The organism is Uliginosibacterium paludis (assembly GCF_039631355.1).
In the GTDB taxonomy this organism is placed as follows: Bacteria; Pseudomonadota; Gammaproteobacteria; order Burkholderiales; family Rhodocyclaceae; genus Uliginosibacterium; species Uliginosibacterium paludis.
In genome coordinates this window covers 101,880-117,166 of sequence record NZ_JBDIVF010000007.1, presented here as the reverse complement: position 1 = coordinate 117,166, position 15,287 = coordinate 101,880, and the positions used below count along the sequence as shown (strand labels likewise).

The window sequence follows — 15,287 nt, the reverse complement described above, 5'->3', positions numbered from 1 at the left end:
TTCAGAAGCTGAGTTCGCGAACGAGCACGACCAGCACGGTTTTGAGGGCAGAGAGCAACCAGCTCTCCGGCGGTGCTTCGATCCGGGCGCTGGCACGCAGGAAATGCAGTGAGCCGGGCGGCGCGTCCAGCGCGACCCGGACGCGGTACAGCGCATCGCGCGGCGTCATGCCGTCAGCATCCGCCGTGACCGCTACCGGCCCGCCCTGATGCGCCGAAAGCGCCTGGGCCGGCAGCTTCGCCACACGCCCGCCATCGATGCCCAGTACCCGCCCGGTGAGCGGACGCAGCGCGTCACGCTCGGGATAGAGCCTGACACGCGCACCGGGCGCAACGCGGGCCAGATCGGTCTGGCTGACGAAGAGCTCGCCCTGCCATTCTTCGGAACTGATCAGCAACGCAAGCGGTGTTTTCGGCCCCACCCAGCCACCGGGTGCCAGCAGCGGATCGAGCTCGACCAGCCTGCCCGCGAACGGCGCCCTGAGCAGCAGCCGCGCAGCCTCGGCCTGCTGCGCCTGGAGTTCGGCATCCTGCAGCGCTTTCTGCTGCCCCAGGGCTGCGCGGCGTGACTCGCCCTGCTCCTGCGCTGCGAGACCGCGCAACTGGCTCGCGAGTGCGGCGCTGCGGGTGGCGGCAGTTTCGGCACGAAAATCCAGCTCCGGCTGCACCAGTTCGAAGAGCACCTGACCAGCCGCGACAGCTCCTTCCTGCGGCAGGCTGACCAGACGGCCGGCCAGCGGTGTATAGACGTTGTGGATGCGCGCCGGATGCACCCAGGCCGGCGCGCTGACCGGGCGCGGCAAGGGCAGCATGAGCAGCAGCATGGGCGCGAGCAGCAAGGTGATCAGCACGGAGCGACGGGCGTGGCTCCAACGGGCGCGCGAGGCGCCCCACTGGCGCAGCTCGCGCCATATCGGCAGCACGATGAACCAGGCCACTTCCACCGCAAAGAGCATGATGCCGAGCAGCTTGAAGAAATAGGCATACACCGCCAGAGCGATCGCCATGAACACGCTCAGGCGATAGAGCCAGGTGGTGAGCGCAAAGCCGATCAGCAGCCGTCGCTGCAGCGGCGGAAAATGCTCGGCATCGGGCTCGCTGCTGCCGAGCACCAGCCGGCGCAACGCGCTGCGGGCGAGGCTGAAGGCGCGCTCATGCAGGTTCGGCATGTCCAGCAGGTCAGACAGGATGAAGTAGCCATCGAAGCGCATGAAGGGGCTCAGGTTCAGCAGCAGCGAAGTCACCCAGGCCGTCGTGGCAAGGAAAAACAGCGCTTCGCGCAGTGCCCCGGGTGCGGCGAAATTCCAGGCGAAAGTGGCCAGCACGGCCAGCGCGAACTCGGTGAGGATGCCCGCGGCGGACACCGCGAGCCGCTTGCGGTGATCGAGCTTCCAGGCTTCGCCGGTATCGGTGTAGAGCATGGGCCACATCACCACGAAGGCCACGCCCATATGCCCGACGCGCAGACCGAAACGCGTCGCCACGACGGCATGGCCCAGCTCATGCAGGCTCTTGGTGAGCGCGAGCGCCACCAGATAGGCCAGCAGCCCGGCGGGCGAAAAGCTCTCGCGCAGGCTGGCCTGAAACACATCCCACTGGCGGGCTATCAGCATCAGGCCGACAAGGCCCAGCCCGCCCAGCACCAGGAGGAACACCGGCGTGAAGAGCCCCTCGAGCCGGGTCGCCAGCCAGCTCAGAAAGCGGGCCGGGCGAATCAGCGGAATGCGGAAGAAGAGGTAATGGTGCAACAGCCAGCGCAAGCCTCCGGCCTTCATCAGGCGCGCGCGCTGGAGCAGCGCCAGCGTATGGCGCGGGTCGTGGATCGCCAGCAGCTGGTTCTCGGCCAGGAAGGTCAGCAGGGTTTCGAGCTCCTCGGCGGAAGGCACCAGCAGCGTTTGCTGTGCGGTCTGCTGCAGCACGCTGAGCGGATCGCCGAGCGACCAACGCGAGAGCAGCTCGAACTCCAGCCAGCCGATGCGGTAGAACTGGTTGCTCACCGGATCCTGGATCACCCAGCCGGGCGAGCCGTCGGCATGTCGGGCCGCCTGGTGCAGCTGCAGGTCTTCACGCAGTGCCGGAAGCGAATCCGGCAGCATGACCGCGGCACTCACAGCCCCACCCACTGCCGCAGCGTGCCCAACGGGCGCCGCATCACCCAGTAGACCAGCGGCTGCCAGCCCCCGTAGATCTTGGCCACGCCGCGCAGACCGATATGCGTGCCCTGCCCGCCACGCAGTTCACCACGCACACGGTAGGCCGTGATGCCTTCGGGCGACACGGCCGCCTGGTAGCTGGTCTGCACCAGCTCGGCCGACAAGGCGTCGAGCGGTGCGGCCTGCAGGAAAACGCGCATCTTCGCGCCGGGCTCGAGCATGATCGCATCCCCTACCGGCACCCAGACCAGCACACCCTGCGGCGCCGGCTCCGCCAGCTGCGCGATGCGCTCGCCGGTGACCACCGGCTTGCCCAGCCAGTCGTCTGGGTCGCCATAGATCAGCAGGCCATCATGCGGCGCGCGCACCTCGATGCGCTTGAGCATTTCGTCGAGCCACTCCAGCTCGGCTTCGCGCTCCCGGACATGGCCCTGCAGGCTCGCCAGCTCGGCACGGCTCTGCGGCGAATCGAAGGATTTCTGGCTGGCGCTCAGTGCATCGGCACGCGCCACCGCGAGCGAGCGCGAGGCGACCTCGCGGCGGTTGCGCAAGGTGGTGTCGTCCATCGAAAACAGGAGCTCGCCCTGCTTCACCGCCTGATTGGGCGGCACATGGAAGCTGCGGATGACGCCGTCGGTAGGTGCGGCCACCGCCTCGGCGCGCAGCGCAATGATTTCGGCCGGCGCGATCACCGAGAGCCGCACCGGACACAGGCACACCGCAGCCAGTAGCGCACCGGCCCACAGCATGCGGCGCGGGCGCCGCTGCCAACGCGCCAGATAGCGGCGCCAGCCCAGCCGCGGACGCAGCCGGGCCATGCAAACGGAATAATGCACATGAAGCAGCGCAAGCAGCTCGGCCTCTGCCGGCAGCCAGGGTGTGTCGCGCACATAGGCGACCACGCCCAGCCGGCCTTCGCGCGCCGTGCCCAGCGGCACCAGCAGCACATATGCCGGCCACCATTCGGCCCAGCCGGCCTGCAAGGGCTCATCAAGCCCGGCGGGCGTGGCCACGATCGGCGTGCAATCACCTTCGGCGCGACCGGATTTTTCAAGCAGCAGCGTGCAACAGCGCTGAATCCACTGCCGGAAAGGCGTGTCTTCCTGCACGCTGGCAAGGCCGGACACCACCCGCAAGCCGAGATGACCGAGCTCGTCGAAGACGAGGAGACAGGCTTGCGAATACGGCTGCACCTGCCAGCTGTCATTGGCGATCAGGAAACCGAGCGCGGTTTCATCCTCGGCAAGGCTCGCGCGTTGCTGCAGGCTGACAATCAGGGGCCAGTTCGGCACTGTTGCGGACATGGTCAGGACGGAGGCGCGAAACGCGCGGTGCCGCTCATGCCCGGCAGCAGTTCGGGCGCGCTCTCGGCGATCACGCCTTCAAGCTCGATGGTCTGGCTGACGGCATCCACGCGGCCATTGAGCGCGGTGACGCGAGCCTTGTAGCGCTTGCCGGTTTCATCGATCTGCACTTCGAAACCGGTGCCCGGTTTGAGCCAGCCCGCCCATTTCGCTGGCGCGTTGAGGCGCAGTTTAAGCGGCCCGTCACTCACGATTTCGAGCAAGGGCTGACCCTGGGTCACGCCCTGATGCGACTTCACCGAGAGCTTTACAACCCGGCCGGCAAAGGGCGCCGCGAGCGTGCAGTAGGCGGCCTGCGTGCGCTGCAAATCGATCTGCGCGCGTGCCCGGGCCACATTGCTTGCAGCGGTGGCGACTTCAAGCTCGCTGGCCTGCTGCAAACCCTGCAGACGAACCTTCGCCTCATGGGTGTCACGAGCGGCGGCGAACTCGGCTTCCGACATGTGAAGGCGCGCCAGCTGCTCGCTGCAATCGAGCCGCACCAGCACCTGGCCACGCGTGAAGCGCTCGCCAAGATTTGCCTGTACCGCCACCACCCGGCCGGCCATCTGGCTGACCAGCGTCGTTTCCAGCGAAGGCGCGAGCAGCACCCGAATGCCCTCTTCTGCCTTCGCCGGCTCGGCAGCCTGCGAAAGCCCCGCAAGACTCAGGCCTGCCAGCAGCCCGCACAGGATCCCGCAGACGGGCTTCATTGCGCGCTCCCCGAGAGCCAGCTTTCGAGCTGACGCAGGTTCGCCAGTGCGGCCGCTTCGGCAAAGGCCGTCATGACACCCGCATTGCCGGCCGCCGGCAGGCTGCTCGCATGCTCCAGATGCTGCGCAGGCAGCCCGGTCTGCTCGAAGTCCAGCGCCCACTTCACGCGACGCACGCCATCCCGCACCGGCTCAGGCAGGAATCGCATCGTGAGCCGCGGCTCGCCGGTGCTGCCGGCAGCCTCGGTGATGCGGATGCCGTTTCGCGCCAGCGCGGCAACGATGGCTGCGCGGAGGCCGGCCTGCTGATCCGCACTGATGGCAGGGTCGGCACGGGTGTCGATCTGCAGCACCAGGGCGCGTTGCGCGACCGGCACGGTGCGCGGAGACGGAAACACATCCCCTTCCACCATGGCAACATGGCGCGTGACCGTTTGCGCCACCTCCTGAAGGCTGCTCGAAGACAGGTCTTCCGGCACCACCTCCAGCCCGATGGCGTTATAGATTCGCCCGAACGCGGCCTGCGCCGAAGCATAGGCCGCATTACGCTGGTATTCGGAATTGAGCGCCCGGACTTCGGCGCGCACGACCTCGAGTTCGCTGTCGGTGCGGCTCGACACGGTGGCCCGCGCGAAACCCAGCAGGCGCTGATCCACCACGCTCGAATCGCGCGCCACCTCCAGATCGGAGAGCGCGGTGCGATAGCGCTCGATGGCGACGCGCACCTGCGTGAGCACTGCCATCGACAGCGCGAAACGTCGCGCCTCGTCAGCCTTCTGCTGCGAGTCGAGCAAACGGTGCGTGGCCGGCGCGGCAAGCAGCTTGAAGAGGTTGAAATTCACGCGCAGCGCGGACTCCACCCAGTTGTTGTTGTAGAGATACTTGTTGGAGTCGTACTGCAGTCCGGTACTGAGGCTCAGGCCCGGCAGCAGGGCGAGGAGCTGGCGCCGGGCTTCGTCCGCGGTTACGCGCACACGGTAGTCTTCCTCACGCAGCTCCGGGCGATTCTGCAGGGCGAGCTCTTCAAGCTCGGCCACATTGAAGGGCACCGGCCGCAGCCCGGGTTCCTCGCTCTCGACCAGCGAGAACTCCGAACCGGGCGGCACATTCATCAGCGCGGCAAGCTCGCGCCTGGCTAGTTCCAGCTCCTGGCGACGGGCCGACAGCAACTGCCCGGCGTCGAGCAGCACACGCTGATAGTTGAGCGCGTCACGCGGCGAGAGCAAGCCCTGGGCCTCGGCCTCGCGCGAGCGGGCCAGCGCATCGCGCGTGCGCAGCGTGAGGCGCTGCGTTTCGCGGGCCAGGCGCTGCGCACCCACCGCGCGCCAGTAGGCCGAGCGCACGTCCTGCAGGATGTTCTGAATCACGCGCCGGCGGCGCTCCTCGGCAATCAGATACTGGTTGGACTGCTGTCGCGCGCGGTAATAACTCACACCGAAATCCAGCACGTTCCAGGAAAACTCGATGCCGGCCGCCACCCGCTGGCGCTCCTGCGAGGTGGAAGGCTCCAGCGAGACCTGACCAGTCCCCAGACTCACGCTGGTGCCGCCCGAATCATTGGAGCGGGTGTGATACCCGGCCGAGGCAAGCAGGTTCGGCAGCATGTCGTAGCGCGACACGTCTGCCAGCCCGGCGCTGAGGGCGGACTCCATGAGCTTGAGGCGGTAGTCGAGGTTGTACTTGAGCGCGCGGGCCACCGCTTCGTCGAAGCTCACCGGTTTGAAGATCGGCTCCTGCTCGGTATAGAGCTTGAACTGGTCGGCATTCACGCGGGCCCGGACTTCGTCGTCAGTCAGCGGCTTCGGCGTGATGGCGCAGCCGCCCAGCAGCAAGGCACCGAGCATCAGGGCAAGCGGCAGCGCCGACGGAGAAAGGCTTTTCAATGAGGCAGGCATATGACGGATCCTGTAATGACTCAAGAGTGTGTGGCGCTCGTACGTGGCAGCGCGATGCGCTGCGCGGCGTGACGACGCAACTGTTCGGTAAAGCTCGTGCGGGTCGGCAGCGGTACGGCGGCCGGTGATGGAGTGTCCTCAGGCAGGGTGGGCAGACGCTCACCCGCAAGCGGAGAAACCTCTTGCGCGGGGCGCTCCGCCTCGGCCGCGTCGGTCCACCTGCCCTGCCCGACCGCCACGCCGGCGCCGTCCTCAAAGCCCGATGTAGCACGGGTGCCGGCAGCGCCGGCGTCGGCATCCAGACGGGTCGCCAGTTCACTGGCCAGCGCGCGGGCCACCTGGCCTTCGCGCTCGGCCAGGCTCACCGCAGGCAGCACATGCAGGGAGGCGTCGAGCGCGACCTCGCCCAGCACGCCGCGGCCCAGTCCGGAGGCATTACCGGCGGCGGCCCCGCCCTGCTGCACTTCGCGCACGGCCGGCAGCACGAAGCTGTCATCGGAGCCGCCAAGGCTGGTGCCGAGGCTCGCAGGCGCCCGGGCGTCCGCGATGGGTGGCGATGCCGTCGTGGGCGCGGGAACGGCCGGCGTCACGATTCGGGGCAGAACGGAGACCACCGACGAGGCCAGCGAGGGGTTGCCTGCTTCATCACTCGCGGCGGCGGCACGGACGCTGGCGCTCACCGTGGTATTGCCCTGGGGCTGGAGGGAGAGCGCCCAGGTGCTCGCGTCGATTTGTCGCAGCGCCAGCAGACGCGCGCCGCCCAGCTCGATGCCTGCGGCACTCACCCCCTGCACCGGCTCATCAAAGCGGATCTGCAGCTCGAAGGCATCCTGCCCGTTGTGCACCGCAACCGAAGAGACGATCGTGGCACCCGGACCGCGAGTATCCAGATTCACAGCCAGCGCACGCGACATGTCGCCGGCATTCCCGGTCGTATCGGTGATCCCGGCCGTAAAGCTCAGCGAGCCCTCACTCTGTGCGCTCGCGGTGATATCGACGTAGCCGCTGCTGATGTCGCCGGACGACAGCGTGGCCGAGCCGACCAGCACGTCGCCCTGGTAAAGCTTCACCACGTCTCCCGCGACGGGGGCCGTCGCGCCGGATCCATTAAGCGTGACGCGCAGGGTCGGCGTGCTGTCGTTGGTCTTGGCGTCACTGCTGCTGGCGCCGGTGTCGGACGATGGCAGCAAGGCGAGTGTGGGCGCCACGGGAGCGGTGGTGTCCGGACTTGCGTTCGTCACGCTCTGGCTGCTGAAAGCAGCGGCCGCGTTGCCGGCAATGTCCTGCAGCGCGGTGCCACCCGGGGTGTAGCTCACCCGCACGTTGCTGTCGGCGTTGGTGATCGCGGAAGCCAGCGTGAGCGTCACGGTCTTCGCAGTGGGATCAACAACAACGCCAGCGACCGTTACGCCCGTTCCACCGTTCTTGCTGACCACGAAGTCGCTCGCCGAGGGTGTGCTGCTCGCCAGGCCGACGCCAGCTTCGTTGTAGCTGAGCGTAAGCGTGCTGCCCGACACACGGCCACTGAGGAGCGCCGGAGCGGTGGTGTCCAGCGTGAGCGCCACGGCATTCGAGTCGGCACCAAGGTTGCTCGCAGCGTCGGTGATGTTGGCCGTGAAGCTCAGGCCGCCTGCGCTCTGCGCGCTCGCGGTGATGTCGATGTAGCCCGCGCTGATGTCGCCAGAGGACAGCGTGGCCGAGCCGACCAGGCTTGCGCCCTGATACAGCTTCACCACATCACCCGCGACCGGCGCGGTGGCGCCCGTGCCATTGAGCGTGACGCGCAGGGTCGGCGTCGTGTCGTGGGTCTTGGCATCGCTGTTGCTCGTGCCGCTGTCCGACGACGCCAACAACGCTAGTGTCGGAGCGGCTGGCGCGGTGCTGTCACCACTCGCGTTCGTCACGGCCTGGTTGCTGAAGGCAGCGGCCGCATTGCCAGCAATATCCTGCAGCGTCGTGCCGCCCGGGGTGTAGCTGACGAGGATGTTGCTGTCGGCGTTGGTGATCGCCGCGCCCAGCGTCAGGGTCACGGTCTTCGCCGTGGTATCGACCACAACGCCAGAGACCGTTACGCCCGTGCCGCCGTTCTTCGTCACGATGAAGTCGCTCGTCGACGGCGTCGTCCCGGCCAGCCCCACACCTGCTTCGGCGTAGCTCAACGTGAGCGTGCTGCCCGAGACGCTGGCGCTGCTGAGGGCCGGTGCGGTGGTGTCCAGCGTGAGTGCCACGGCATTCGAGTCGGCACCAAGGTTGCTCGCAGCATCGGTGATGTTGGCCGTGAAGCTCAGGCCGCCTGCGCTCTGCACGCTCGCAGTAATGTCAACGTAGCCCGCGCTGATGTCGCCAGAGGACAGCGTGGCCGAGCCGACCAGGGCCGCGCCCTGATACAGCTTCACCACATCACCTGCGACCGGAGCGGTGGCTCCCGAGCCATTGAGCGTGACGCGCAGGGTCGGCGTGCTGTCGTTGGTCTTGGCGTCGCTGCTGCTGGTGCCGGTATCCGATGCGGCCAGCAAGGTCAGCGTGGGTGCCGCAGGGGCCGTGCTGTCGGCCGCGCCGTTGGTGACGGCAACCGTCGCAGTGGCCGTGCTGGCGCTGTTGCCAGCTTCGTCTTGCGCGCCGAAGCCGAAACTGCGATTGCCGACGGTGACGGTGCCAGCCGTGTTGCGATACTGGATATCGCGCAGGATACTCTGCGCCTCTGCCGTGCTGAGGCTACGGTAGTCCGCCTTCTGAATCGTGAAGACGCCACTGGCATAAGCGATGTTCACGCTGACGCCCCCCACGCTCACCGCACTGGCGCCGCCCGCACTGCCATCGGCGGCGAGCGTGGTGCTGCCGAAGCTGAGCGCTTCGCTGGCACCATCAGCCAGCCCGCTCACGCTGAGGGTCAACCGCGTCAGGCGGTTCGAAGCCTCCGTCAGTGTCAGGGCGTCGGCGTTGTTGTCCAGACTCACCTGCGCGCCATTGCTGCTCGTCAGGCTGCGCGAGATTGTCGTGCCATCAGAGGGCGCAAGATCGATGACGGGCGGCGTGGTGTCGGCGATGGTGAGCTCGCCAGTGCTGGCGTCGCTCAGGCTGTTGCCGGCCGTGTCGCGAATCGTAGCGGTCACGTTGTAGACGCCGTTGAAGCCCGCACTGACCGAGGCCGGCGTCAGCGCGTCGGCATCGGGAATCTGCAGGCTCCAGCTGTGGGCGACCGCGTTGTAGCTCAGCGCGCCGTCGCCATCGGTATAGGTCTTGCCGTTGACGGTGACGCTCAGCGTTTCACCCGCGCCGAGGGTGGCGCTGCCACTCAGGAGCGGCGTGCTGTCACTGGTGCTGAGACTGCTCACAGTGACCGGGCCACCGGGCGCGGTGGTGTCGATGACGATGAGCTGGGTCACCGGCGTGCCACCGGTGTTCACGCTCAGTGTGTGATTGCCGTCGGCCAGTGTGTGGCTCGTGTAATCGTACGACCAGGCGCCCTGCGCATCCGCCGTCACGCTGCCGAGCAGGTTGCCGTCCAGCGTCACCGCGACACTGTCGCCGGCGGTGGCCGAGCCGCGGAAGACGAGCGTGTTGTCCGAGGTGATGAAGTCGGTGGCGATCCGGGTGTCATTGCTGACCGAATCGATGCTCACCGGGCCGGACTTGTCGTGCAGCACGCGTGCCACCGCACTGACCGGTGTGCCGCTGGCGTCCACATAGGTCGCGGTGATTGTCAGCGTGCCGTTGGCAAGGTTGCGCAGGTTCAGCGCCCCCAGCTGCCACAGGCCGCCATTCTGCACAGTGGTGGTGTCAGTGATCGTCTGGCTGCCATCGGTGATGCTGATCTGCAGCGTGGCGCCGAGCGGCGCGGTCGTCGTACCCTGGATGACGACACTGCCATCTTCGGAACGGGTCAGGATGCTGTTGCCATCGCCGGCCGAATCGATCGGCGTGCTGATGCTGACGGTGGGCGCACTGAGGTCGATCAGCACCGTCTTGCCAGCGCTCGCGCTGTTGCCGGCGCGGTCGGTTCCGCTGATGCTGATCGCATACTCGCTGCCATCTGCCAGCGGGGTGAGGCTGCCGCTGGCAGGCACTGCACTGGCAAGATCCAGAGACCAGGTACCACCGCTCTGAACGATGACACTGTAGGTCGCACCACTGACGACGACGTCGAGACTGCGGCCGGCCTCGATGTCGGTCGTGCCGGTGATGACCGGCGTGAGGCTCGCGAGCTTGTAGTTGGTGGTGAAGCCGATGCTGGCCTGGGTGTCGACGATGACGTCCTGCGTTGCTGTGGCGCTGTTGCCGGCCGCATCGGTCGCCACGGCGGTGAGGCGATAAGTGCCGTCAGCCAGGGCGGCGAAGGCGCTGCGGTCCACCGACCAGGCGCCGCCGGTGGCGGTCACGGTGGCACTGAAGACGATGGCGTTGCTGGCGTCGCGCAGGCTGACCAGCACCTGCGAATCAGCCTCGGCCGTGCCGCTGAAAACCAGGGTGTTGTCACGCGTGAGGTAATCGGTGCCGCTGCTGCCGGTGTCCGTACTGATGCCGGTGATCGCCACGGCCGGCGCAGCGGTGTCAACGATCAATTCGTTGCTGCTGACGTCAGTCTTTCCGGTGCCGCCGCGGGTAACGGTGGCCGTCACTTCGTAGGTGGCATCTGGCAGCGCCGAGGCCGGCGTGAGCGACCAGTTGTCGCCGCTGATCGTGAGATTGCCGTTGGCCTGCGAATAGGTCGTGCCGTTGAGCAGCACGCTCAGCGTGTCGCCACCGAGATTGGTCCAGGTGCCGCTGACGGTGGGCGTATTGTCGTTGCTGCGCTGGGCATTGACCGCTGGCTTGTTATGACCGGTCGCCGTCGTGCTGTTGCCGTAGGCGTTGGTCGCCACCGCAGTGATTCGCGCATCGCTCGGAATGCCATTGGCAGGCAAGCTGCCACTGCTGGGCGTAGCAGTACCGAGATCGATACTCCAGTTGCCGCCGGCCTGCACCGTCGCGGCATAGCTGACGTCATTGACGCCGTCATTGTCGGTGTCGACCCAGACCACGATGGGCGCCCCCGCAGAAAGACTGGTGGTCCCGGTAATGAGCGGCGTACGGTCAGTCGCGAGGTTATCGGTGTTGATCGTCAGCGTGGGAGCGGTGGCAGCGCCAGTGGTCTCGAAAGCCTGTGTCGCTGAGGCGGCCACGCTGGTGCGGCCAGTCGTGCTGCCGGTGGCTGCTGCGGCTGCCACCGACACGCTGATGTTGCCGCTGCTGGCCGCAGTCGGCGTGACGACCAGCGTGTAGGTATGGGCATCAACGGTGCTGAAAGTGCCCGCAGTGCCATTGCTGACGCTGATGTTGCCGGCGACGAAGCCGGTCACGTCTTCGCTGAACGTGAAAGTGAAGGTGACCGGACCGGTAGCGGTACCGGCCACGTTGTCGGTGATGGTCGGCACCGGCGCGGGCAGCGACAGCGTGGGCAAGGCGACGGCACGGATGGTGATGCCGCCGTCGGGAGCGGTGGCCGTGACCGTCAGCGGTCCGTTGGCAAGCGTCTTGATCTGCGCGTTGGTGAGCGTGGTCGACCAGGCACCCGAGGCGGCGCTTGCCGTCAGGTTGACCGAGGTCGTGCCGTCGCTGACCACCAGGTTGATGGTGGGCGTACCGGTCAGCGTGGTGGTGCCGCTGAGAGTGACACCGCTGGCAATCTCGCCACTGGTGATGAGGTTGTCACCGGCAATGGTGCCGATGCTGATGGTATTGGTTGTGGCATTGGCGGTTACCGCCTGAGACCAGCTCAGCGCCTGGGCAATGTTGCCGGCAGTGTCCGTCGCCTGGCTCGTCGGCGCCACCGTGATGATGACGGTGCCGGTGGATCCGGACACCAGGTTGCCCGAGGTGGTGGCAGTCCAGTTGCCCGAGGCGTCGGTGGTGACAGTGCCCGTCCATTTGGTGGTGCCACTCTCGGCAACGGTGACGGTCAGCGAAGTATTTGCCAGCTCGCTGCCGCCCTTGATGACGCCGCCATTTTTCTTGATCTCGCCCGGTGTCGTGTTGAAGATACGGGGCGCCAGCGTGTCATGGGTGACCGAGCTGTCGGTGGCCGACACCGCAGTGCCGGAGAGCGTTGCCGTAACGGTGAGCACGCCGTTGTCGAGCGCGGACAGGTTGATGCCGGTGGCGGACCAATTGCCGCTGGTAACGCTGACGCCGGACACACTCACATGGTGGCCGTTGGCGTCAGTGATCACCAGATCAACCTGGCTCGCACCGGCAGCGGTACCGCTGATGGTGACGGCATCGTCTTCGGTAAGGTTGAGCCAGCTCGCTCCGCCCGCGCTGTTGCTGACCACGGCAGCGGCATTGGTGCTGGCCGTGCTGCTTATGCCGGAGATCGCCACGCTGGGCGTGGTGATGGTCAGCACCTGGGTGGCCACGGCGACGTTGTTGCTGTCGGTGGCCCGCACGCCATTGCTACCGGTAAAGCCGCCGGCGGGCTTCTGGCCGGCGATCGGCATGCTGCTGGTGTCCAGACTCCAGTTGCCGCTGCCATCGGTCGCGACTGAATAGGTTACTGCGTCACTGAGGTTGCCGTCGTTACCGGGGTCCAGCCGCACGATCACATAGCTGTTGGGCGTGCTGGAGCTGCCGGTAATGGTTGGCCAGATGGCGCTGCCGCTGCTGCCACTGGTGATGCCGACGCTCACCACCGGCACCGCGTTGATCACCAGTTCTCCGCTGCTGCTGTCGGAAATGCTGTCGCCGCCTCGCGTGGCGGTAGCCACCACGTTATAGGTGCCCACGCCAAGTGCATTGCCGCCGGGAATCGTCAGGCTCCAGCCGGTTGCGGTGGTCGTCAGGCGGCCATCGCCGGCCGTATAGGTCTGGCCGTTGACGCTGACCGTCAGCACATCGCCACTATTGCTGAGCCAGGTGCCGGTCAAGGTCGGCGTGGTCTGGGTGGTGGAAAGGCTATTGACCGTCGGAGCTGCCAGCGCAATGGTGCTGGCGCTGTTGCCGGCAGCATCCTGGCCGCTGGCCGTGATTTTGGCGTGACTGGTCAGGCCACCGGCAGGCAGGCTGCCGCTGGAGGGCGCAACGATGGCGGTGTTGAGCGTCCAGTTGCCGCCACTGCCGACCAGCACCGCGTAGCTGACAAGGTCGGTCAGCACGCCGTCGCCATTTGGATCGATGGTCACGGTCAAGGTGGAGCCGGCCGGCACGTCGGTGCTGGTGCCGCTGATCGTGGGTGTGCCAGTGGTGGCGAGCGGCGTGATCGAAATTACTGGCGGCAGACTGTCATGGGTGAGCGTCGTGCTGTCGCTGGCCGAACCGGTGACGATGCTGGTGCTGGCGTTGCCGCTCACCAGGTCGGCGCTGAATTGCAGGGAGCCCTGTGCGAAGTTCGACAGATCGCCGCTACCCACGCTCCAGTTGCCGCTGGCATTGGCCTGTGTCCACAGCGTGGTGGTGTGCGCGTTGCCAGTGTCAGTAATCGTGACACGCACCCAGCCATTGGCCGTGGCAGTGCCGCTCACCGTGAGGCCGTTGTCCTCGGTCGCGTTAACCAGGCCATTGGCATCGAGCGGCGTGGTGATGTGCACCGCGTCCGCCGCGCTGACCGGATTACTCGGAGACATCGGTGTGGTGAAGGCGCCCAGCGCAGCGAAGGTCGCATTCTTGTCGTAACTGGCGCCGACGCCGTTGAGGTCACCATTGATGGGGCCGGGCTGCGTCTGCGTAAAGGAGACGTAGGCGACCGCGGTGTCCTTGTTGAACCCCTGGATGCCGGTGGCACCGCGCGGCCCGTAAACACCGCTGCGATCCGTTTGCGAGGGTTTGGCCAGTACCGTGGCCACATCGGCCAGCGGCACCTTCCAGCTGATGAACACGTCGGTCTTGCCATCACCGGTCAGGTCGGAAGCGGTACCACTGCCGCCCAGCTGGCTCGCGCCCCAGTTCGGATCGTTGCCGGCACTGACGGCCGCCACCGAGTAATTGCTCGTCGCGAAGGGATACAGGCCATTGTTGGGCAACCAGCCGGTGGGCAAGGGGCTGGTGGTGGTGGTGTTGGGCGAGAGGTTGGCGCCGGTGCCGGGGTCCAGCAGGCGTACGGCCTGCGTGTTGTTGCGGCCATCAACCGAGAAGAAGATGTCGATGCGTCCATCCAGATTGGCGTCCATGCCGACGATGGCGACACCGGAGCAATTCGTGCTGCTGGTCGGGTTATCAATGCGCATCCGGAACGCCATGAAATCATCGTTCGGATTGTTGGGCGTGCCGTTGTCGTCAAAGGCTACATAGAGCGAGCCGTGCGCCGAGTCACCGATGATGTCGGTGTCGGCCGCACCGGCCTGGCTGTCACCATCCGGATCCTTGTTGGGGCCATACATGACGGCCGTCCAGCCATCCTTTCCGAGCAGAGAGAAGGCCGAAAGCGTGGCGTCGTAACGCTGGGCAGCCTCAAGCGTCAGGCAGACCTCGGCGGTGACATCTCCCCGCTGGTATTCGAAGTTCCAGTCACCGCTGAGCGCGCTGGAGCCGGTCGAATCGCGCGACGCCGCCACATCGGTACCGGTCAGGCCCGCCAGGGTGTCGACGAAGGATTCGCCGCTGCCATCGCGCGCCACATTGCAGCCATAGAGCAGCACATCGGCGCCACTTGCGAGCAGGCCTTGCCATTGCTGCAGCAGCGGAGCCTCTCCGGCAAGGCCCGCGGTGTCGTAACTCGCGCCCCCGATGTTCAGCACACCGTCGGAACCGTGCGAGAGCAGATGCACTGCCTGCGCGCCCGGACGGGCAGCCAGCGCAGCGGTCATCTGCGCCCAGGGGTCACTGCCCGGCTGCAACCAGACGATCTCGACACCCGCCCGCACACCGTTCGCGAGCTCGCCGGCATTCGGCAGGGACACATCAATGAAAGCGATCTCATGCCCGGCAGGTGCCGCCGCTGCAGGCGCGGGAGCTGCATCGGGGTGTGGATCACCCGCCGGCGCCGGGTCTGTCACGGCCTGCGCGGCCTCGGCCACCAATGCGCCATCAAACAGGATGCGCTGCTCAAGCTTGAGCAGGCGCAGGCGACCAGCGCCGGTACTCTTCCGAAGTCGGGCATTCATGAGTTTTCCGCTTTGTCTTTACCAGGTAACTCATGCGGGAACGGAAGCCGCAAAACGAACTTGAGTAGAGATTTACCGCCTTTTCTGCAAACCTTTGTGCCGTCACAGAT

5 protein-coding genes are annotated in these 15,287 nt (G+C 66.6%); all 5 read right to left on the bottom strand.

Translation table 11 applies throughout. The features are described 5' to 3' along the window. Position 1: 1 nt before the first annotated feature. Genes ABDB87_RS15785 through ABDB87_RS15765 form a run of 5 tightly spaced genes read right to left on the bottom strand, consistent with a single transcriptional unit; the run spans position 2 to position 15,177 of the window. Entirely contained in the window at positions 2-2,110 is a 2,109-nt protein-coding gene (locus ABDB87_RS15785; protein WP_345928801.1) for a site-2 protease family protein, read from the bottom strand. Beyond that, on the bottom strand, positions 2,107-3,456 hold the full coding sequence (locus tag ABDB87_RS15780; protein WP_345928800.1) for an efflux RND transporter periplasmic adaptor subunit: 1,350 nt from the start codon (positions 3,454-3,456) through the stop codon (positions 2,107-2,109). The genes ABDB87_RS15785 and ABDB87_RS15780 overlap by 4 nt, the downstream gene beginning before the upstream one ends. 2 nt (positions 3,457-3,458) lie before the next feature. Continuing rightward, positions 3,459-4,208, bottom strand: a complete 750-nt coding sequence (locus ABDB87_RS15775) for an efflux RND transporter periplasmic adaptor subunit (protein WP_345928798.1) — start codon at positions 4,206-4,208, stop codon at positions 3,459-3,461. Then, positions 4,205-6,103, bottom strand: a complete 1,899-nt coding sequence (locus ABDB87_RS15770; protein WP_345928796.1) for a TolC family protein — start codon at positions 6,101-6,103, stop codon at positions 4,205-4,207. Before ABDB87_RS15770 ends, ABDB87_RS15775 begins: the two co-directional genes overlap by 4 nt. Positions 6,104-6,123: 20 nt before the next feature. Then, a complete protein-coding gene (locus tag ABDB87_RS15765; RefSeq protein ID WP_345928794.1) occupies positions 6,124-15,177 on the bottom strand; it encodes an Ig-like domain-containing protein in 9,054 nt (3,017 codons plus the stop codon). Positions 15,178-15,287: the final 110 nt, after the last annotated feature.